Source organism: Enterococcus sp. AZ009, from assembly GCF_050548785.1.
In the GTDB taxonomy this organism is placed as follows: domain Bacteria; phylum Bacillota; class Bacilli; order Lactobacillales; family Enterococcaceae; genus Enterococcus_D; species Enterococcus_D entomosocium.
The window spans coordinates 24,219-43,890 of record NZ_CP172960.1; the positions used below are offsets into that span (position 1 = coordinate 24,219).

Sequence of the window (19,672 nt, forward strand, 5' to 3'; positions counted from 1 at the left end):
CAGTTTGGCAGCACGGATTTTTGAACAAAAGAAACCTACTGGAGTATGGAGGAACATGTATGCAGAAACGAGTCATTACCGCACTAATGGTACTTGCCGGAGCAAGTCTAGGGATCTCACTGATGCCCATCGCATGGCAAGCCATTGGGCAAACCCAAAATGAATGGCTGAATAATAACATCACTAATAGTTTGCTTGGAGCCCTTATTTTCTTTTTATTATCTTTACTATTAGCGAAATATATTGCAGCCGGTATTCGCAAAATTGAAGAAAAACTAAGTGAATTGAGCTTAACCTATCTCTTGTTTGGCGCAATTGGTTCGATCATCGGTCTGATGATCGGTGTGATTGTGTCGATTCCTTTTTACAATTGGGATATTCCTTTTATCAACGGGATCGCCCCAATCTTAGTGATGGTCCTGTTAGGGTATCTCGGTTTTCAGATCGGGACGACACGGATCGATGAATGGAAAAAAGTCTTTGCCCCGAAAAACAAAAAGGCAGAGCCGCAAGAGCAAGATGAACAGCAGATGCTAGAAAGAAAAATCGCGGACCATTTCCACAAATACAAAATTTTGGATACCAGCGTGATCATTGATGGCCGGATCTATGATATTGCCAAAACTGGCTTTTTAGAAGGCGTCCTGCTGATCCCGAATTTCGTTTTGTATGAATTGCAATACATCGCAGATTCTGGCGATAGTTTGAAACGGGTCCGAGGCCGTCGCGGCTTGGATATTTTGAATGCTTTGCAAAAAGAAGAAGGCATCGCAGTTGAGATGTACGAAGGCGATTTTGAAGACATTTCCGAAGTCGACAGCAAGCTGATCAAGTTAGCGAAATTGCTGGATGGTGTCGTTGTGACTAATGACTACAATTTAAACAAAGTTTCTGAATTTCAAAATGTGCCGGTCTTGAATATCAATGCGTTGGCCAATGCGGTCAAACCAGTGGTGATTCCAGGAGAAAGCATGCACGTCTTAGTAGTGAAAGCTGGCACGGAGCGGCAGCAAGGGGTCGCTTATCTAGATGACGGGACGATGGTTGTGGTGGAAGATGGCCAGCATTACATGAACGAACACATCGAAGTGATCGTAACCAGCGCCTTGCAAACGGCAGCTGGGCGGATGATTTTTGCCAAACCAGCCCATTCTGGTCGCGGCATCGACAACAAAGAAGGATCAAAATCAGAGAAATAATCCTCGGCAGCTGGCGTAAAATATGCCAGCTGCCTTTACTAATTGGGTTATTGATTGTACAATTCAACTTGAGGGTTCTGTTTTTTACGCGGGTCTTTCCCACTAAACTGAACAATAAGCCCCAAGCAGCTTGGCTGGCTTGGAAATCAGATGAAGGAAGAGGAAAACAATGACAAAAGTACGTGTACGTTACGCGCCAAGTCCAACAGGACATTTACACATCGGGAATGCTCGGACGGCTTTATTCAATTATTTGTTTGCTCGTCACAATGACGGTGAATTTATTATCCGAATCGAAGACACCGATCAAAAAAGAAACATTGAAGATGGTGAAAAAAGCCAGCTTGAAAACTTGCAATGGTTAGGGATGGATTGGGACGAATCACCTGAAAATCCAGGGGAATATGGGCCGTATCGTCAATCAGAACGCGGCGATATCTACCAACCACTGATCGATCAATTGCTCGCAAGCAATCGTGCGTATAAGTGTTATTGTACGGAAGAAGAGTTGGAAGCCGAACGCGAAGGCCAAAGAACGCGTGGCGAAATGCCTCATTATGCAGGGAAATGTGCCAACTTAACACCGGAAGAGCAAGCCGAAAAAGAAGCACAAGGCTTGAAACCAGTGATTCGTTTCCGTGTCTCTCGCAATACTGAATACAAATTCCATGACATGGTCAAAGGCGAGATCGTTTTTGAATCAGATAATGTCGGTGGCGATTTTGTCATCCAAAAACGTGATGGCATGCCGACCTACAACTTTGCAGTAGCAGTGGATGACCATCATATGAAAATCACCCATGTGTTGCGTGGAGATGACCACATCGCCAACACACCAAAACAGTTGATGATCTATGAAGCATTTGGCTGGCAAGCACCGGAATTCGGTCACATGACATTGATCATCAATAGCGAAACTGGGAAAAAATTAAGCAAACGGGACGAATCGATTCTGCAATTCATCGAGCAATACCGTGAATTGGGCTATTTGCCAGATGCTATGTTCAATTTTATTGCACTTTTAGGCTGGTCACCAGTTGGGGAGGAAGAAATTTTCTCTCAAGAAGAATTGATCAAAATCTTTGATCCTGAACGGTTGAGCAAATCACCAGCTGCCTTCGATGCCAAGAAATTGGAATGGGTCAATAACCAGTACATGAAACAAATGGATTTGGATGAATTGACGGCAATGTGCGTTCCTTACTTGGTAAAAGCTGGCCGCATCGAAGAAACATTGACCGAAGAAAAAGCTGCTTGGTTGAAAAAAATCGTTTCCTTGTATCAACCACAAATGAGTTTTGCGGCTCAAATCGTCGATCTTTCGGAATTGTTCTTCGAAGAACATCCTGAATTAGATGATGCAGCCAAAGAAGTCTTGGCAGGGGAAACCGTACCGACGGTTTTAACAGCCTTTAAAGAAAAATTGCTGGCGATGCCAGTTGTTGAAGCTGCAGCAGTCAAAGCAGCTATCAAGGAGATCCAAAAAGAAACAGGCATCAAAGGCAAGAATTTATTCATGCCGATCCGCGTGGCGGTCTCAGGCCAAACCCATGGACCAGAACTACCGGATACCGTTGAATTATTAGGGAAAGAAAAAGCCCTTGATCATTTGAATAACGTGTTATAAACACAGCGAATAGACGAAGTACTAGCCGATTTTTTTCAGAGAGGCCACGGAAGGTGAGAGTGGTCAAAAAAGGCTAGGAAATGCACCTAGGAGTGGCTTTGGCGCAAGTCAAAGACGAAGCAGCGGACGTTACCCGCTTGAAGGCAGTGCCGAACTGCGAACAAAAGTGGGACCACGCAAAAAAGCGTCTTTTGAATAAGGAAACTTATTTGAAAGACGCTTTTTTCGTATCAAGAAGTTTGGATAAAGCAGGTGAGAAGATGACTTGGTTCAAAAAAGCAATTGCGGCAACAAAAAAACACGATCCGTCGGTGCGATCAACGTTGGAGATCATCATCACGTATCCGGGATTCCATGCCTTATTTTGGCATCGTTGGGCGCACTTTTTGTTTCAGCATCGCTGGTATTTTTTGGCAAAACTGACGGCCCAGTTTTGGCGTTTCTTGACCGGGATCGAGATTCATCCTGGTGCCCAGATCGGCCAAGGGGTCTTTATCGATCATGGGATGGGGGTCGTGATTGGGGAAACGGCGATCATTGAAGATGATGTCGTCTTGTTTCACGGAGTCACCCTGGGGGGAACCGGCAAAGAGCGGGGCAAGCGTCATCCCACGGTTAAAACCGGTGCGTTTCTCTCAGCCCATGCGCAGATCTTAGGTCCTGTCACGATCGGTGAATATGCAAAGATCGGCGCCAATGCAGTGGTTTTGAAGGATATCCCCGCAGAAGCAACTGCTGTCGGCATCCCGGCAAAGATCGTTCGAATCAAAGGAAAGAAGGTTACCCACGATGATTAAAATCTATAATACGCTGACACGAGAAAAAGAAGTGTTTCAGCCATTGGAAGAAAAGAAAGTAAAAATGTATGTTTGCGGACCCACCGTCTATAACTATATCCATATCGGGAATGGCCGCAGTACTGTTTCATTTGATACCGTACGTCGTTATTTCGAATACCGCGGCTATACAGTGGACTATTTGATGAATTTTACCGATGTCGATGATAAAATCATTCGTGCAGCAAAAGAATTAGGTACGACGGCCCCAGAAGTGGCAGAGCGTTTTATCAACGCCTTCAATGAAGATACTGCAGCGCTGAATGTCAAACCTGCTACGATGAATCCTCGTGTGATGGATCATATTGAAGACATCATTGCCTTTATTGCTGCTCTTGTAGAAAAAGGCTATGCCTATCCAGTCAATGGCGATGTTTATTACCGTACCCGTAAATTTGCTCACTATGGGCAATTAAGCGACCAATCCATCGACGAGCTGGAAGTCGGCGCAAGCCAGCGAACCGGTGAAGAACAAAAAATCAAGGAAGATCCGTTGGATTTTGCTTTGTGGAAAGCGGCAAAAGGCGATGAGATCGCTTGGGAATCTCCTTGGGGAGCCGGCCGTCCCGGCTGGCATATCGAATGCTCGGTGATGGCGACCAAACACCTAGGCGAGACCATCGATATTCATGGAGGCGGACAAGACTTGACCTTCCCTCATCATGAAAATGAGATCGCCCAAAGCGAGGCAAAAACCGGCAAGACCTTTGCCAACTATTGGATGCATAATGGCTATGTGACGATCGGTGAAGACGAAGAAAAAATGAGTAAGTCGCTGGGCAACTTCGTCACGGTGCATGAGATGGTCAAAAAAGTTGATCCACAGGTGCTGCGTTTCTTTTTGGCAACGACTCAGTACCGCCGACCAATCAAATACAGCGAGACTACCTTGCATGAAGCACAAACCAATCTGCAAAAATTGCGTACGACCTATGAAAATGCCAAATTCCGCTTGAATAGCAGTCACTATCAAGCCAGCGATGAGGAAGTCAATGCACCGGTTCTGGAAGAATTTGAAGAACGTTTCATCAAAGAAATGGACGATGATTTCAACGCGGCTAATGGGATCACAGTGGTCTATGAATTGGCGAAGTGGCTGAACTTAGCTAGCGAAGACCCAGAAACAGACTTGGCTTTATTAACCGCTGGATTAGCCAAGTTCAGCGAATGGCTGACGATTTTCGGGATTTATTTTGTATCAGAAGAATTGCTAGATGAAGAAATCGAACAGCTGATCAATGAACGAATCGCCGCCCGCAAAGCCAAAGATTTTGCCCGCAGCGACCAAATCCGTGATGAGTTGAAAGAACAAGGGATCATCTTAGAAGATACCCCGCAAGGAACCCGATGGAGACGAGAAGTATGAGAGATTATAAACAATTGAATGGTTTGGCATTGGCCTATGTGGGGGATGCGGTCTATGAAGTCTATATTCGCGATTATTTAGTCGCCAAAGGCCAAACCCGACCAAACCAACTGCACCATATGGCGACCCACTATGTATCTGCCAAGGCCCAAGCAGCGTTGATCCAAAAGATGTTGGATGAAGAGATCTTGACCGAAGAAGAACATGATTTTTATCGTCGCGGCCGTAATAGTAAAAGTCATACGGGTGCCAAAAATGCCGATGTCACGACGTATCGCATCGCTACTGGCTTTGAATCGCTGATCGGGTATTTGCACCTCACGCAGCAAAAAGAACGCTTAGACGAGCTGGTAGACTGGTGTATAAAGAAAGTAGGAGAAGAAGATGCGAGAAAAACCGCAAAGAAAGCGTCCAAATAAAAAAACAGCTGGCCAATCAGAAGCTAGAAAAGAAAATAGACCGGATCGCCGCAAAGAAGCCGAGGGAGAAGCCATCGAAGATAATTTTGTCTTTGGCTATCATGCGGTTGCTGAAGCCTTGAAAGAAGGGCGAGGCAACAAGCTGTTTCTTTCTGAAGAGGCAAGGGGAGAAAAGATCGATCGTCTGAAAGAAATGGCACGGGAACAGGCAGTTCCTGTCAAATGGGTGCCAAAACAAAAGCTGGATACGATGAGTGACCAAGGGGTCCATCAAGGCATGATCTTGGCGATCACCCCTTACCAGTATTTGACCTTGGATGAATTGTTGGCCCAAACGAAAGAACAGCCGCTGTATCTGATTTTAGATAATCTAGAAGATCCCCATAATTTCGGCTCCATCATGCGAACCGCTGATGCCAGCGGCGTAGACGGGATCATCATTCCGAAACACCGTGCGGTGGGGATCACGCCGATCGTGGTGAAAACATCGACCGGCGCAGTGGAACATATCCCTGTGGCTCGAGTGACCAACTTGACCCAAGCAGTCCAGCAGCTGAAAAAAGCTGGTTTTTGGATCTTCGGTACTGATATGAGTGGCAGTGATTACCGCACATGGAATGCCCAAGGGGCGGTCGGTTTGATCATCGGTAACGAAGGTCGCGGCATGGGGGAAGGTTTGAAAAAAGAAGTGGATCAAATGCTGACGATCCCAATGACCGGGCACGTGCAGAGCTTGAACGCCAGTGTGGCGGCAGGCTTGTTGATGTATCAGGCCTTTACTAGCCGAAATGGGGCATCCCAATGAAAACCCCTTTGCTGATCGTGGATGGCTACAATATGATTGGCGCTTGGCCGGAGCTGGTTCTTTTGAAAAATCAGGACCGTTTAGAAGATGCGAGAGAAGCTTTGCTGAACCGGCTATCGAATTATGCAAAATATGAAGGCTTGAGAATCATCGTTGTTTTTGATGCCCAACTGGTGCCTGGTGTGACACAAAGTTACACCAAATATCAGCTGGAAGTTATTTTTACCGAAGAAGGAGAGACCGCCGACAGCTACATTGAACGAATCGCTGGTGAGTTAAACAATCGATTGACGCAAGTCACCGTCGCTACCAGCGATTTAGCCGAACAGTGGGTGATCTTCTCTCAAGGTGCCTTACGAACTTCGGCACGGGAATTGTACAAAAGCGTGGAAAAAACGGAAAAAGACATCCACGAGCATCAAACCGATTTGCGGTTTGAAAATTTCCGGCGCAATTCCCCTTGGTCACCGGAACAATTAGCTGAACTTGAAAAGAAATTGCGCGACCTTAGTTAGGGACAAAGTTGGTCTGGTAAATTAGAAGATGTCCCAGCCATTTATGATACGCTCCTTTTGTAGCAAATGAAGCAAAAACAAAAGGAGTGATATCGATGCGCAGGGAAGAAGGACAAGTATCACACCCTTCTGATAGATTTGAAGAGTTGTTCAGAAAATATCGACCGATCGTTGAGATTTTGCATAAAAAATATTATCTGCGGGATTATGACTTAGATGATTGGCTGCAAGAAGGTCGGATCGTTTTTAATAAGTGTCTAAAGACTTACGATCAGGACAAAGGAACGACGCTGGGTATCTTGTTTAAGCGATCCTTTGAAAACCGTATCTGCAGCTTGTTGCGGGCGCAGCATGCCCAAAAACGCAAAGCCCAAGTCGATGCCTGCTCGCTGGAAGAAAAGCTTTCACAGGAAGGCAATCGGTTTTTGACCGATCATAATCGCTGCGCGGAAACTGCAGAGACCTATTTGTTTGTTAATGAATCGTTGGTAGAGTATCCGAAAAGTTTATCGTCTTTAGAAAGAATGGTTATAATGAATTATTTAAAAGGATTAGAACTTGATCAGATTGCGGCTCAAGAAAAGCTGTCTTACGAAAAAATAAAAAGCGCTTTCAGTCGCGGACGGACAAAGTTGATAGCGCTTATCAAGGGTGTTTAACAAAAATCTTATTGAAAGTAGAATTATTTTATGGTAAACTTGAAATTTTCTGCATTTCGTGGTATAATGATGCTCGAGGTGAATGCGATGCCAACAACTTTAGCTACAATCAAGAAAGATTTAGAAGGCCGTATCGGTAGTGAGATTATGCTAGTTGCTCAGACTGGACGTAAGCGTCAAACTGAACGTCGCGGCGTTTTGACAGAAACTTATCCTTCAGTTTTTGTTGTAGATTTGGATCCAAACGAGAATTCATTCGAGCGGGTTTCTTATAGTTATTCAGATATTTTAACCAGAACTGTTGAGATTGAATTTTTATCGGAAGCTGTTTGAAACAAGAAGAGTTGACACTTTGTTGACTCTTTTTTGGTTCAACAAGATAAGGAGTGATGGGATGGCGTTTTTTCTAAAAGAGTTAGGGGAAATGACTGGGGTGGAGTTTTATCAACTTGCCCGTTTGCGCACAGCAGTTTTTGTGGTGGAACAAGCGTGTGCGTATCAGGAGATCGATGCGATCGATGCACAGGCCAAACATTTATGGGCCCTTGATGAGGACGGGCAGGTCGTTTCGTATGCCCGTATTTTCCAGCAGGAACAAACGGTGCATTTTGGTCGGATCATTGTGGCACCGGCATACCGGGGGCAAAAAGAAGGCCATCGTCTGATCAAAGAAGTTTTGCATCGCATTGAGCAGTGTTATCCGGCTTTGCCTATTGAGATCGAAGCACAAGCCCACTTAGAAAAATTCTACGGCCAGTATGGCTTTAAAACCATTACACCGCCTTTTTATGAAGACGGGATCCTGCATGTCGGGATGAAAAAAGAAGCAAGCACAGCGACTCTCTAGAGAGGTTCGCCGTGCTTGCTTCTTTTAGTGCTATGATTGATGGATCGGATGAATCCGAATTGCTTCTTTTGTCCTTAATGACAAAGAGCCGGTTTCTTATCTGATCGTATCGTCCAATGATGTTGGACGTGGATCAACGGTGTTGGCAGTAGGCGTTTGCGCTTTTAAAAGATCACGAATCTCTTCTAAATAATCCTCTGCAGTGATTTCTGGTACTTCGTCTTCCTCAGGTTGTTGTTTCAGATTGCGTAATTTGTTCACTGCTTTGACAATCAAGAACAAGACAAATGCGGTAATCAAGAACGTAATAATGGCAGTGATGACGCGGCCAAAATCAAAGACTACATTTTTGGCGGGTTCAAAGACCAAGCCAGAAAAGGCATCGGCGTTACCGAAGAGTGATAAGATCCATGAAACCAATGGTGTCAGCAATCCTTCAACTAAACTAGTGACGATTGCGGTGAAGGCACTCCCGATTACGACCCCGATCGCCAAGTCAATGACGTTTCCTCGTAAAATAAATTCTTTAAATTCTTTAATCATCCTGTATCCTCCCTTCTAAATCTTACTGACAGTATAGCGAAAAATGCAAGATTTATAAAAAAAAACGCTCGCTGCAGCAGGTTTGATCAATGAGCCAAGGAGAAAGTTTGTCAGCTATGCTATAATTGAAGAGATAATTTTGCTTCTAGAAGGGGTGTCACATGTCTATTGAATTAAAAAAAGGTGTTCGGTTAACGGTGCTGCCGACCAAAAAGTATAAAACGATCCGTTTTTTCGTTCGGTTCACTGCACCATTGCAGGCCGAAATGACCGCCAAACGGACTTTATTGACTAGTTTATTAGAAACGACTAGTTTGGCTTATCCGACGCAGACCGCATTTAGCAGTCAACTGGCGGAGCTTTACGGTGCCAGCTTCGGAATGAATGTCAACAAACGGGGCAATCTGCATCAAATCAATGCAGCGATGTCCTTTGTCAACGGGAAGTATGTGTCAGATGAAGCAGTCTTGCCGCAAGCAGCCGCTTTTTTAGCAGAAGTTTTGTTCCATCCGAATGCCCACGAGGAGCAATTTGAGGAAAAGAACTTTACCATCGAAAAGCACAACTTGATCGCCTATATGAACAGCGTGGCAGAAGATAAGCAAGCATTGGCTTCTTTAGGGCTGCAAGAGTTGTATTTCGAAAACGATCAGAATCAGAAGTATCCGAGCTTTGGCCGTCCCCAAGACTTAGAAGCTGTGACCGCAAAAGAGCTTTACCAAACCTATCGCTCAATGATGGACAATGACCAAATCGATCTTTTTGTGATCGGCGATGTGGTTGAAGCAGAAGTCGCGGAGATTTTCCAGAACATGGCCTTTACCGATCGGCCAGACCAAGCAATACCGGTCTTTTATCAGCAAGCGGCGGAAAATATCATTCGCGAGAAAATCTTGCGGGAACCAATCATTCAAGCCAAATTGAACTTAGGCTATCATACTGGCGTGTATTATGACCAAGCCGAGCGGATCGCCTTTATGGTCTTCAACGGGTTGTTTGGCGGATTCCCTCATTCAAAACTGTTTATGAATGTCCGAGAGAAAGAAAGTTTGGCTTATTATGCTTCCAGCAGTATCGATACGTTTCGCGGGTACTTGTCGGTCCAAACAGGAATCGACGGCAAAAACCGCAACAAGGTCTTCAAATTGATCGAACAACAGCTGCAAAGCTTGCAGCGTGGCGAAGTCACAGCGGAAGAACTGGCACAAACAAAAGCGATGTTGAAAAACCAGTACTTGCTTTCGTTGGATAACCCACAAGCACTGATCGAAACAGCCTATCTGAATCAGTGGGTACCGAATACGAAAATGACGGAAGATGAATTTATGCAGAAATTGGCTCAAGTGACCGTAGCAGATGTCCAAGCATTGGCCAAAAACGTGTCCTTGCAAGCTGTATTCTTCCTGGATAAGGAGACGACCCATGAATAAAAAAGTCTATCAGCAAATCAATGAGACCCTTTATGAAGAAGTATTGCCAAACGGCTTGAAAGTTTATTTGCTGCCAAAAGCCGATTTCCATAAAACTTACGGACTTTTCAGTACGAACTATGGCTCTGTCGACAATCATTTCGGGTTTTCACCCGAAGCATTGCATCAAGTTCCAGATGGCATTGCCCATTTTCTAGAGCACAAACTGTTTGAAAAAGAAGACGGCGATGTCTTTCAAACCTTTGGTCAGCAGGGGGCTTCTGCCAATGCCTTTACCAGTTTCACGAAAACCAGCTACCTTTTTTCGGCAACCGATCAAATCAAGCTGAACCTTGAAACGTTGATCGATTTCGTTCAAGCCCCGTATTTCACAGAAGAAACCGTCGAAAAAGAAAAAGGGATCATTGGCCAAGAAATCCAAATGTATGATGACGATCCGAACTGGCAGCAGTTTTTCGGCATCATCAAAAATTTGTATCCGAAGCACCCCCTGCATATCGATATCGCTGGTACGGTGGAAAGCATTGCGCAGATCACCGCAGAAGACTTGTATCTTTGCTACAATACCTTCTATCACCCAAGCAACATGACACTTTTTGTGGTAGGCAACATCGATCCGGAAGAAACGATGGCGTGGATTCGGACCAATCAAGCGGCCAAGACCTTTCCAGAAACGCAAGCGATCATTCGCCAGTTTCCTGAAGAAACCTTTGCCGATATTCAAGCAGAATCAAGTCTTACCATGCCAGTGACACGTGCTAAAGGCGTGTTAGGGATCAAAGGGGACTTGAACAAACTGCCGGAATCAGGAAGAGAGCTCTTACGCTTCAAAAATGCGTTGAACCTTTTCTGCCAATTGGTTTTGGGCAATACTTCCGCCAATTATTTGCGTCTGTATGATCAAGGCATCATCGATGACACGTTTGGATTTGAAGTGAACTTGGATCGCGGCTTTTACTTTGCCGATTTCTCGGGGGATTCTGAAGAGCCAAAAGAAATGTTGGCAGAGATCGAAGCGATCTTAATGAATTTCCAGCACGACCCAGAGATTAATGAAGAAAACTTGACGTTATTGAAGAAGAAAATGCTAGGGAAATATTTCCAATCACTGAACTCATTGGAGTTTATTGCAAACCAGTTTACCCAAAGCTTATTCGGTGAAACGACGCTCTTTGATCTGCCAGAGGTGATCCAATCGATCACTTTGGAAGATGTCCAGCAAGCGGCTCGTTCCTTTATCGATCCTAAAGCGTTTAGCCGTTTTTACATGTATCCAACGGAAAAAGCCTAAGCGAAGGCTGGTTTTGTCAAACAGCTGTCATTTAAGCGACACTGAATGATTCAAGGAGGAAGGCCCAACAGCTCAAGGGCTGCCCACCTCCTAGATCATTCAGTGTTTTCTTTTTGCGTCAAAGGGTGGTTTTTTCTTGCATTTTGATGCCAATTTGGCGAAAAGTATTAAAATTTGTTTGCGAGTTGTGGTTAGGCTATCCTCAGACTTTTTCTTTTATGGTATTCTTTAATTATTGAAGCAAAATCTTTTTTTGTTTTTTTGCAAAAAATCACGGAAAAAATGTTATATTTAGTAGACGGCGCGCCCAGATGGAAATCGGCGTGACGGAGTTTTTTTTATTGACTGATACAGGGAACCCCTGTTTTAAAATGATAGAGCAGCTTTGCTGACCTTACGACAAGCAGCGAAGCGATTTTAGGGCTTTTTTTAAAGATGAATAAAAGACTGGAGTAGATGATCGAGTGGCCAACGAAACAACGATTGGAGCAAAATTACGGCAAGCCCGTTTAGATAAGAACATTTCATTGATTGAATTACAACAAATGACAAAGATCCAAAAACGCTATTTAGAAGCAATTGAAGCGGAGCGTTTTGATCAATTGCCAGGCACTTTTTATGTCCGCGCGTTTATTCGCCAATATGCAGCAGCGGTTGGAGAAGACGGCGACAAATTGGTGGCCGTTTTTGATGGCAAAGATACGTTAGACGCCCCCTTACCAAAAAGACCGCAGCCTGAAACCGTCAGCGGCTCACGAAAAGCACAGCACGTAGAAGAAAAAAGCGGCTCATTTGTCGTCCGCTATTTGCCGATGATTCTATTAGGCCTGGTTGCCATTACGATCGTGAGTATCGTGGGCTACATGGCTTGGCAAGACCGTAATACAACACCAATGATCCAAGGGAGTTCTTCTCTCGTGGTAGAAAATTCGGCGTCTACAGCTTCCACCACGACAAGTACGGAAGAAACCAGTACTTCGAGTGAAGCGACGGAGTCATCAAGTACGACGGAATCCAGCGAAGCGAAAATGACGATGACTGCCAGTGATTCGACGCAATCGTCGATCACGATCACGATGAAAGATGCGGAAAACCCTATTGAATTAGCATTTACTGGGCTAGATGCTTCTTGTTGGGTCGGTGTACAAGTTGACAACGCTTATGTGTACCAATACACTCTACAAGCGGGGGAAACGCAATCGATGACGCTGCCAGAAGGCGCCACGAATGCAACTTTGACCCTGGGAGCAAGCCAAAATATCTCCATCAAGGCCAATGGACAGGAAGTGGACTTTTCTGATCCACAATTTGAATTGTTACAAAAGACGGTCCGTCTCGTGATTGAATACCAAGACGATGCGGCATAAATCTGACAAATGCGCCTTATTGAGGTATCATTAGCTAAAAAGTTATCTGTTGCACCCGACTGGTGAAAAGCAGAAGTAGTGGCATGATTTGCCGTTATTTCGTACAATAGTCGGCAGAGAGGAGTCTATTTCGTGAATTTACCCAATCAATTAACTGTATTACGGATCATTATGATCCCCATCTTTATTTTGGTCTTGGTTTTGCCGATCGATCTTGGCACGATGACCGTTGGTACGACACAATTAGAAAACACGCACCTTATTGCAGCGATCCTTTTTGCGGCAGCCAGCATTACGGACTGGCTAGATGGCAAGATCGCTCGTTCCAGAGGCCTTGTTACCAACTTCGGGAAGTTTGCTGACCCGTTAGCAGATAAAATGCTCGTCATGACGGCTTTTATCATGCTGGTCGAATTAGACAAAGCCCCAGGCTGGGTAGTTTCGATCATCGTTTGCCGTGAGTTGGCAGTGACAGGTTTACGCTTGTTGTTAGTGGAACAAAGTGGCGAAGTCATGGCTGCTGCGTGGCCGGGGAAAATCAAAACCGCGACACAAATGGTTGCGATCATTTTCTTGTTCTTGAACAACATTCCCTTTTCAATGATCGGTTTACCTGTCGATCAAATCATGTTGTATCTATGCCTGATCTTCACGATCTATTCCGGGGTCGATTATTTCATAAAAAATACGAATGTTTTTAAAGATTCTATGTAAAAGTTCTAGATCTAGATAAAGAAGCGATAAAAACAAGGATACAAGTCACGAAAGTTCAGAAGTTTTCTGGACTTTTTTTGTCAATATGAAAGACTTTTACGTATCTGATAAATGAAGGAGTAAAAGAATGAAAGCAGAAATTATTGCAGTCGGGACCGAATTACTTTTAGGACAGGTGGTGAATACGAACGCGACCTTCTTGTCAGAAGAACTGGCAAGTCTAGGGATCGATGTTTTTTATCATAGTGTTGTCGGGGACAACCCCAATCGCTTAGAGGAATTGCTGACGATCGCCGACAAACGCAGCGACTTGATCGTGCTGTGCGGCGGCTTAGGGCCCACCGACGATGACTTGACGAAACAAGTCACTGCCCGCCATGTGGGACAGGAATTAGTGCGAGATGAACCAGGTTATCACCAATTGAAAGCCTTCTTTGAAAACAGTCAACGGAGGATGACGGAAAACAATTTGCGGCAGACCTTAGTCTTCAAAGACGGTGTGTCTTTGCCAAATCCCAATGGACTAGCGATCGGGATTTTTTATCAGACAGCCGCTACCAGTTATTTGCTGCTGCCAGGACCGCCAAGTGAACTGCAGGCGATGTTTCTTACCCACGCAAAACCACTTCTGTTAGAGCAGTTTCCCCAAGAAGAAGTCTTGCTTTCTCGCGTTTTGCGCTATTACGGGATCGGGGAATCGGCGTTGGTCACAGAATTGGCCGATTTGATCGAGAACCAAGTCAATCCCACCATCGCCCCTTATGCCAAACCCAATGAGGTCACATTGCGTCTGACGGTCAAAACCGCAGATGAGGCGCAAGGAATCAAACAATTGGATGCATTAGAAGAAACCGTCCAAGCACGGGTCGGTGCGTATTTCTATGGATATGGGGAACAAAATTCGCTGGCAGAAACAGTCGTCGATCTACTAATCGAGAAAAAGAAAACCGTCACCGCAGCGGAAAGTTTGACCGCTGGTTTGTTTCAAGCGACCTTAGGAGGGATTCCTGGCGTCTCTGAGGTGTTTCCCGGTGGGTTCGTGACATATTCTGCTGGAACAAAAAGCAAGCTCTTAGGCATCGATTCAGCGCTTTTAGAAAGCTATGGGACTGTTAGTCAGGAGTGTGCGGAAGCAATGGCCGTCTATGCCCGCAAACAAGCAGAGACCGATTATGCGGTGGCCTTCACCGGTGTTGCTGGTCCAGACGAACTAGAAGGCCAGCCCAAAGGCACTGTTTGGATCGCCTTAGCTTCTGACAAAGGCGTCTCAAGCCAGCTGTATCACTTCAACCGCGACCGCGCCTATATTCGGCATAGTGCTGTCATGGCAGGCTTAAATCAAATACGTAAGGAATTATTAAATTAATGCGAATGTTTGTTCGTTTTTTCTTGCAATTTCCCTTCAGAAGGACTATTATTATCTTATGAACGACACACGAAAGTGATGAATATAAGGAGGATTATCCGTTTGGCAGATGATCGTAAAGCAGCCTTAGATGCTGCACTAAAGAAGATTGAAAAGAACTATGGTAAAGGTGCCATCATGAAGCTTGGCGAAAAAGTTGATCAACAAATTTCAACGATCCCAAGTGGTTCATTGGCCTTGGATGTTGCATTAGGTGTAGGTGGTTACCCACGAGGACGGATCGTAGAAGTTTACGGCCCAGAAAGTTCTGGTAAAACGACAGTTGCTTTACATGCCATTGCGGAAGTCCAAAAAAATGGCGGAACAGCAGCATTTATCGATGCCGAACATGCGTTAGATCCTCAGTATGCGCAAAAATTAGGTGTAAATATCGATGATCTTTTGTTATCACAACCAGATACAGGGGAACAAGGATTAGAGATCGCTGACGCCTTAGTTTCAAGTGGTGCGGTTGATATCGTAGTTATTGACTCGGTAGCAGCTTTAGTCCCACGGGCGGAGATCGATGGTGAAATGGGTGATACCCACGTTGGTTTGCAAGCTCGTTTGATGTCACAAGCATTACGGAAACTTTCTGGTTCCATCAACAAAACGAAAACGATCGCGATCTTTATCAACCAAATTCGCGAAAAAGTTGGGATCATGTTTGGGAATCCAGAAACGACACCTGGTGGACGTGCGTTGAAATTCTATTCAACCATCCGTTTGGAAGTACGTCGTGCTGAGCAATTGAAATCCGGTACAGATATCATAGGGAACCGCACGAAGATCAAAGTAGTCAAAAACAAAGTAGCGCCACCATTTAAAGTAGCGGAAGTCGACATGATGTATGGTCTAGGTATTTCACAAGAAGGTGAATTATTGGATATGGCCGTGGAACAAGACATCGTTGATAAAAGCGGTGCGTGGTATGCCTATAAAGGGGATCGCATCGGTCAAGGTCGTGAAAACGCCAAAAACTATATGCGTGAACACCAAGAAATGATGCTAGAAGTTTCTGCTCGCGTCCGCGATGCTTACGGGATTGGAACAGGAGAGACCGTAACCCTCGAGGAAGCGCAAGAAGAATTACCATTAGACGAATAAGTCTTGAAAAGCCAAACAACGAGGTTGTTTGGCTTTTTTGTGGCTTTTTGCTAGATTCATCTATTGTTGAAAAAACATCCGTAAAAAGGAAGGGTTGCGAAAGTTTACTTTATTATTTAAAGTTGACACTCTTGTGTTCAAACATTAGAATAAACGTATGTGGATTTCCACATAAGAAGTAGCGAATTGATAATTTTGTTATCCTTTGTTAATCAAAATTACAAAATATTTAAAAAGATAGTATGGAGGTGGATTCATTGGAACTACTTTACATTCTCCTCGCTATCATCGGTTTAATTGTCGGTCTTGGATTAGGAGTTTATGTGACGAAATCTCGTCATGAGAAAGAAATCAACGGCGCCCAAAATTCTGCAGCTGGAATTATCGAAAGCGCTAAGAAAGAAGCAGAAACTCTTAAAAAAGAAGCATTGTTAGAAGCTAAGGAAGAAAATCAGAAGTATCGGTCAGAGATTGAAAGTGAGTTGAAAGAAAGCAAACTTGATTTAAAATCACAAGAAAATCGTTTACTCCAAAGAGAACAAGTACTTGATCGTAAGGACGATTCTTTGGAAAAACGAGAACGCTCACTTGAAGATAAAGAAGGCAGACTTAGTGAGAAACAACAATTAATTGACGAGCGAGAAAAAGAAGTAGAAAACTTAATCGATGGACAACAGAAAGAATTAGAGCGCATCGCCGCGCTGTCTAGAGATGAAGCAAAAGAGTTGATCATGAAATCAACGGAAGAGGAATTGAACCATGAATTAACGATCATGGTCAAAGAATCTGAACAGCGTGCGAAGGAAGAAGCAGATCGAAAAGCAAAAAATCTCTTGTCCCTAGCAATCCAACGTTGTGCCGCAGACCAAGTGTCTGAAACCACGGTATCGGTCGTATCATTACCAAATGATGAGATGAAAGGTCGAATCATCGGAAGAGAAGGTCGGAACATTCGGACCCTTGAAACATTGACAGGGATCGATTTGATCATCGATGACACGCCAGAAGCAGTCGTCTTATCAGGATTTGATCCGATTCGCCGTGAAATTGCTCGTATGACCCTTGAAAAACTGATTCAAGACGGCCGGATCCATCCAGCTCGAATTGAAGAAATGGTCGAAAAATCTCGGAAAGAAATGGATGAGCATATTCGTGAATATGGGGAACAAGCAGCCTTTGAAGTCGGTGCTCACACCCTTCATCCAGACTTGATCAAGATTTTAGGTCGTTTGCGTTTCCGTACCAGCTACGGACAAAACGTCTTGAACCACTCGATCGAAGTCGCAAAACTAACCGGTGTTCTTGCCGCAGAATTAGGTGAAGATATCCAGTTAGCCAAACGTGCCGGACTCTTGCATGATATTGGGAAAGCCCTTGACCATGAAATCGAAGGCTCTCACGTTGAGATCGGGGCTGAGTTAGCTGCCAAATACAAAGAAAATGGTGTGGTGATCAATGCGATCGCTTCTCACCATGGAGATGTTGAAGCAACATCGGTTATCTCTGTTTTAGTTGCAGCCGCAGATGCCTTGTCAGCAGCCCGTCCAGGTGCCCGCAGCGAATCATTGGAAAATTATATTCGCCGCTTGCAAAACCTAGAAAATATCGCCAACGGCTTCAAAGGTGTCGATTCCAGTTTTGCCGTCCAAGCCGGACGTGAAGTCCGTGTAATGGTCAAACCAGAAGAGATTTCTGATTTGGATGCTGTACGATTGGTTCGCGACATCCGCAAGAAGATCGAAGACGATTTGGATTACCCAGGTCATATCAAAGTAACCGTTATTCGCGAGACCCGCGCAACGGATTACGCCAAATAGCAAGCAAAAGCAGTATCCTCTCAGAGGGTACTGCTTTTTTTGTGTGGCTGACTGTTAATAAGGACGACTGAGTTGTTCAAAATCAACTGTGCTTTTCATCAGTCCCATAAATGATTGAGCCTTTTTTGTTCGTCGGCAGCCAAACGCCGGGAAAGCAAAAGGATGAATCGTTAGCGACAGAGGCGAAAAGAGGAAGGATCGATCCAGCATCATCTCGAGAGGGGGGGATTGAAACATAAAAAAGACCCAGACTTCTCGGTGAAGTCTAGGTCTGTTTTGTCTTTTTCACGTCTATACGTCCATCAAATCTTGCGTCGACGGGCAAAGTCCACAAAGCGGAATTTATCCAGTCGGTGGATCGATTCGGTGTATTCAAAACAGCGCGTGTCTTCTAGATACACGAGGCTGCGAACCGTAACGACATGCTGATCTTCAGGACGCAGATCCATTAGATCCCGCAATTCTTTGTTGACGGGGTCAACAGTGATTTCTTTTTGTGCATAAGCGATCTCAAGGCCAAGATCATTTTCAAAGTAATCAAAAATCGATACTTTCGCTCGGTTTTCTGGCAACTCTTCGATGATAGAAGCATCAAGGTAATCTTTATCCAAAATCACCACTTCTCCATCGATTCTCCGCTGACGGATCAGTTTCCATGCCTCAGAAGCGACAGGCCAACCAGTGGTCTCGTGCAGCTTTGGCGAAACGGCGATCTTACGGATCTCGACAACCTTTGTTTCACTAGGAATGCGTTGGGTATCTTGCAGCTCACGAAAACTCGTCAAGCCGGAAATCGGGAAATCAAAGCGATTCAAGTCTAGGACGATTGAACCTTTCCCTTGTTTCTTTTGGATATAACCAGCATCCCGCAATAAATTCAATGCCTTACGGACAGTCTCGCGGGAGACACCATAAGTTTTGATCAATTGGTTTTCGCTAGGCAGCAAAGAATGCGGAGGGTATTCGTTTGCTAGAATTTTTTGTTCTAAATCTAAAAATATCTCTTTGAACTTGTTCATCGGATTGCCCCCTCTTTGGCTATTATAGCGAGGCCAATTTGGAAATGCAATCGACTATTTCGCCAAAAGTTCGTCAATGTTTAGATCCGTCAATTTTTCAACGATCACATCGGCACCGTGTAGTTCTTCTCCTGAATAAACGCCTACCGCGTACATACCAGCAGCTTTGATGCCGTCGATCCCTGCTTGAGCATCTTCAAACCCAACTGCTTCTGCCGGTTCAATGCCTAGTGCTAGCGCTGCTTGGATAAAGATTTCTGGATCTGGTTTGCCTTTTTTCAAGGTTGCTGGGTCAACGATCGTATCAAAGTCTTGCATGACACCTAGTTTGTCCAAAATAAACGGCGCATTCTTGGATGCCGAAGCGATGGCACAAGGAATATTTTTTGCTTTGGCTTCATCAAGGAACGTCTTTACCCCCGGCAATAGATCATCAGGAGTCAAGCTTTGTAATAATTGTACATAGTGGGTATTTTTCTTCGTCGCTAAGGCTTCTTTTTCGACTTCTGTGTAGGCATCATTTTTGTTGCCTAGTGTTAAGATTCGCTCTAAAGAATCCATGCGGCTAATGCCTTTTAACTGCTCATTGAATTTCAAATCGATCTCGATCCCAATCTCCGCAGCTAATTCTTTCCATGCGATGTAGTGGTATTTAGCTGTATCCGTGATAACGCCGTCTAAATCAAAAACAAATCCTTTTTTCATG

21 protein-coding genes and 1 other annotated feature are annotated in these 19,672 nt (G+C 44.6%); of the genes, 18 read left to right on the top strand and 3 right to left on the bottom strand.

Features of this window, described 5'->3' with window-relative positions; genetic code table 11:
- Window positions 1–59 precede the first annotated feature (59 nt).
- The 10 genes from IGJ74_RS00115 to IGJ74_RS00160 all read left to right on the top strand — a co-directional run bounded on the left by IGJ74_RS00115 (window position 60) and on the right by IGJ74_RS00160 (window position 8,273).
- Entirely contained in the window at window positions 60–1,199 is a 1,140-nt protein-coding gene (locus IGJ74_RS00115) for a PIN/TRAM domain-containing protein (protein WP_005232908.1), read from the top strand.
- 169 nt (window positions 1,200–1,368) lie between these two features.
- Window positions 1,369–2,826: a glutamate--tRNA ligase gene (gene gltX, locus IGJ74_RS00120; RefSeq protein ID WP_005232907.1), complete on the top strand. Its 1,458-nt coding sequence runs from the start codon at window positions 1,369–1,371 to the stop codon at window positions 2,824–2,826.
- Window positions 2,823–3,021, top strand: a binding site (T-box leader). (Overlaps the previous gene by 4 nt.)
- Before the next feature lie 65 nt (window positions 3,022–3,086).
- Window positions 3,087–3,623 (top strand): serine O-acetyltransferase EpsC, encoded by a 537-nt coding sequence (gene epsC, locus IGJ74_RS00125; RefSeq protein WP_034872105.1) that lies wholly within the window; start codon window positions 3,087–3,089, stop codon window positions 3,621–3,623.
- On the top strand, window positions 3,616–5,028 hold the full coding sequence (gene cysS / locus IGJ74_RS00130; protein WP_005232905.1) for a cysteine--tRNA ligase: 1,413 nt from the start codon (window positions 3,616–3,618) through the stop codon (window positions 5,026–5,028). Before epsC ends, cysS begins: the two co-directional genes overlap by 8 nt.
- Entirely contained in the window at window positions 5,025–5,447 is a 423-nt protein-coding gene (locus IGJ74_RS00135; RefSeq protein ID WP_218193017.1) for a Mini-ribonuclease 3, read from the top strand. Before cysS ends, IGJ74_RS00135 begins: the two co-directional genes overlap by 4 nt.
- Window positions 5,413–6,252 carry a 23S rRNA (guanosine(2251)-2'-O)-methyltransferase RlmB gene (gene rlmB, locus IGJ74_RS00140; protein ID WP_005232903.1) on the top strand — a complete coding sequence of 280 codons (840 nt, stop codon included), beginning with the start codon at window positions 5,413–5,415 and terminating at the stop codon, window positions 6,250–6,252. The genes IGJ74_RS00135 and rlmB overlap by 35 nt, the downstream gene beginning before the upstream one ends.
- Window positions 6,249–6,767: an NYN domain-containing protein gene (locus tag IGJ74_RS00145; RefSeq protein WP_005232902.1), complete on the top strand. Its 519-nt coding sequence runs from the start codon at window positions 6,249–6,251 to the stop codon at window positions 6,765–6,767. Before rlmB ends, IGJ74_RS00145 begins: the two co-directional genes overlap by 4 nt.
- A 95-nt stretch (window positions 6,768–6,862) precedes the next feature.
- Window positions 6,863–7,426, top strand: a complete 564-nt coding sequence (locus IGJ74_RS00150; protein ID WP_016619444.1) for a sigma-70 family RNA polymerase sigma factor — start codon at window positions 6,863–6,865, stop codon at window positions 7,424–7,426.
- Between the two features lie 87 nt (window positions 7,427–7,513).
- Entirely contained in the window at window positions 7,514–7,759 is a 246-nt protein-coding gene (locus IGJ74_RS00155) for a Veg family protein (RefSeq protein ID WP_005226417.1), read from the top strand.
- Between the two features lie 61 nt (window positions 7,760–7,820).
- A complete protein-coding gene (locus tag IGJ74_RS00160) occupies window positions 7,821–8,273 on the top strand; it encodes a GNAT family N-acetyltransferase (protein WP_005232899.1) in 453 nt (150 codons plus the stop codon).
- Window positions 8,274–8,369: 96 nt separating this feature from the next.
- Here the strand turns inward: IGJ74_RS00160 and mscL are convergent, their stop codons facing one another.
- Entirely contained in the window at window positions 8,370–8,816 is a 447-nt protein-coding gene (gene mscL / locus IGJ74_RS00165) for a large conductance mechanosensitive channel protein MscL (RefSeq protein ID WP_005232898.1), read from the bottom strand.
- Window positions 8,817–8,977: 161 nt separating this feature from the next.
- Here mscL and yfmF point away from each other — a divergent pair, with 161 nt between their 5' ends.
- The 8 genes from yfmF (at window position 8,978) to IGJ74_RS00205 (ending at window position 18,186) form a co-directional block, all read left to right on the top strand.
- Window positions 8,978–10,246 (top strand): EF-P 5-aminopentanol modification-associated protein YfmF, encoded by a 1,269-nt coding sequence (gene yfmF, locus IGJ74_RS00170; RefSeq protein WP_016611660.1) that lies wholly within the window; start codon window positions 8,978–8,980, stop codon window positions 10,244–10,246.
- Window positions 10,239–11,537: an EF-P 5-aminopentanol modification-associated protein YfmH gene (yfmH, locus tag IGJ74_RS00175; RefSeq protein WP_005232896.1), complete on the top strand. Its 1,299-nt coding sequence runs from the start codon at window positions 10,239–10,241 to the stop codon at window positions 11,535–11,537. Before yfmF ends, yfmH begins: the two co-directional genes overlap by 8 nt.
- Before the next feature lie 464 nt (window positions 11,538–12,001).
- Complete coding sequence (locus IGJ74_RS00180) at window positions 12,002–12,904, top strand: helix-turn-helix domain-containing protein (RefSeq protein ID WP_005232895.1); 903 nt, start codon at window positions 12,002–12,004, stop codon at window positions 12,902–12,904.
- A gap of 132 nt (window positions 12,905–13,036) precedes the next feature.
- Window positions 13,037–13,618, top strand: a complete 582-nt coding sequence (gene pgsA / locus IGJ74_RS00185; RefSeq protein WP_005232894.1) for a CDP-diacylglycerol--glycerol-3-phosphate 3-phosphatidyltransferase — start codon at window positions 13,037–13,039, stop codon at window positions 13,616–13,618.
- A 127-nt stretch (window positions 13,619–13,745) separates the two neighbouring features.
- The gene (locus tag IGJ74_RS00190) at window positions 13,746–14,984 is read left to right on the top strand and encodes a competence/damage-inducible protein A (RefSeq protein ID WP_005232893.1); all 1,239 of its coding nucleotides are present in this window, start codon (window positions 13,746–13,748) and stop codon (window positions 14,982–14,984) included.
- A 102-nt stretch (window positions 14,985–15,086) separates the two neighbouring features.
- Window positions 15,087–16,130, top strand: coding sequence for a recombinase RecA (recA, locus tag IGJ74_RS00195; protein ID WP_008376737.1), 1,044 nt, complete (start codon window positions 15,087–15,089; stop codon window positions 16,128–16,130).
- Between the two features lie 242 nt (window positions 16,131–16,372).
- The gene (gene rny / locus IGJ74_RS00200) at window positions 16,373–17,947 is read left to right on the top strand and encodes a ribonuclease Y (RefSeq protein ID WP_005232891.1); all 1,575 of its coding nucleotides are present in this window, start codon (window positions 16,373–16,375) and stop codon (window positions 17,945–17,947) included.
- Between the two features lie 110 nt (window positions 17,948–18,057).
- Window positions 18,058–18,186, top strand: coding sequence for a hypothetical protein (locus tag IGJ74_RS00205; protein WP_005232890.1), 129 nt, complete (start codon window positions 18,058–18,060; stop codon window positions 18,184–18,186).
- Window positions 18,187–18,249: 63 nt separating this feature from the next.
- On the opposite strand, the gene treR is transcribed toward IGJ74_RS00205, so the two are convergent.
- Window positions 18,250–18,966, bottom strand: coding sequence for a trehalose operon repressor (gene treR, locus IGJ74_RS00210; protein ID WP_005226457.1), 717 nt, complete (start codon window positions 18,964–18,966; stop codon window positions 18,250–18,252).
- Between the two features lie 54 nt (window positions 18,967–19,020).
- Entirely contained in the window at window positions 19,021–19,671 is a 651-nt protein-coding gene (gene pgmB / locus IGJ74_RS00215; protein ID WP_005232889.1) for a beta-phosphoglucomutase, read from the bottom strand.
- Window position 19,672 lies beyond the last annotated feature (1 nt).

Coding starts and splice junctions, on each gene's coding strand:
- IGJ74_RS00115 (WP_005232908.1), top strand. CDS start 60: ATGCAGAAACGAGTCATTACCGCACTAATGGTACTTGCCGGAGCAAGT.
- gltX (WP_005232907.1), top strand. CDS start 1,369: ATGACAAAAGTACGTGTACGTTACGCGCCAAGTCCAACAGGACATTTA.
- epsC (WP_034872105.1), top strand. CDS start 3,087: ATGACTTGGTTCAAAAAAGCAATTGCGGCAACAAAAAAACACGATCCG.
- cysS (WP_005232905.1), top strand. CDS start 3,616: ATGATTAAAATCTATAATACGCTGACACGAGAAAAAGAAGTGTTTCAG.
- IGJ74_RS00135 (WP_218193017.1), top strand. CDS start 5,025: ATGAGAGATTATAAACAATTGAATGGTTTGGCATTGGCCTATGTGGGG.
- rlmB (WP_005232903.1), top strand. CDS start 5,413: ATGCGAGAAAAACCGCAAAGAAAGCGTCCAAATAAAAAAACAGCTGGC.
- IGJ74_RS00145 (WP_005232902.1), top strand. CDS start 6,249: ATGAAAACCCCTTTGCTGATCGTGGATGGCTACAATATGATTGGCGCT.
- IGJ74_RS00150 (WP_016619444.1), top strand. CDS start 6,863: ATGCGCAGGGAAGAAGGACAAGTATCACACCCTTCTGATAGATTTGAA.
- IGJ74_RS00155 (WP_005226417.1), top strand. CDS start 7,514: ATGCCAACAACTTTAGCTACAATCAAGAAAGATTTAGAAGGCCGTATC.
- IGJ74_RS00160 (WP_005232899.1), top strand. CDS start 7,821: ATGGCGTTTTTTCTAAAAGAGTTAGGGGAAATGACTGGGGTGGAGTTT.
- mscL (WP_005232898.1), bottom strand. CDS start 8,816: ATGATTAAAGAATTTAAAGAATTTATTTTACGAGGAAACGTCATTGAC.
- yfmF (WP_016611660.1), top strand. CDS start 8,978: ATGTCTATTGAATTAAAAAAAGGTGTTCGGTTAACGGTGCTGCCGACC.
- yfmH (WP_005232896.1), top strand. CDS start 10,239: ATGAATAAAAAAGTCTATCAGCAAATCAATGAGACCCTTTATGAAGAA.
- IGJ74_RS00190 (WP_005232893.1), top strand. CDS start 13,746: ATGAAAGCAGAAATTATTGCAGTCGGGACCGAATTACTTTTAGGACAG.
- rny (WP_005232891.1), top strand. CDS start 16,373: ATGGAGGTGGATTCATTGGAACTACTTTACATTCTCCTCGCTATCATC.
- IGJ74_RS00205 (WP_005232890.1), top strand. CDS start 18,058: ATGATTGAGCCTTTTTTGTTCGTCGGCAGCCAAACGCCGGGAAAGCAA.
- treR (WP_005226457.1), bottom strand. CDS start 18,966: ATGAACAAGTTCAAAGAGATATTTTTAGATTTAGAACAAAAAATTCTA.
- pgmB (WP_005232889.1), bottom strand. CDS start 19,671: ATGAAAAAAGGATTTGTTTTTGATTTAGACGGCGTTATCACGGATACA.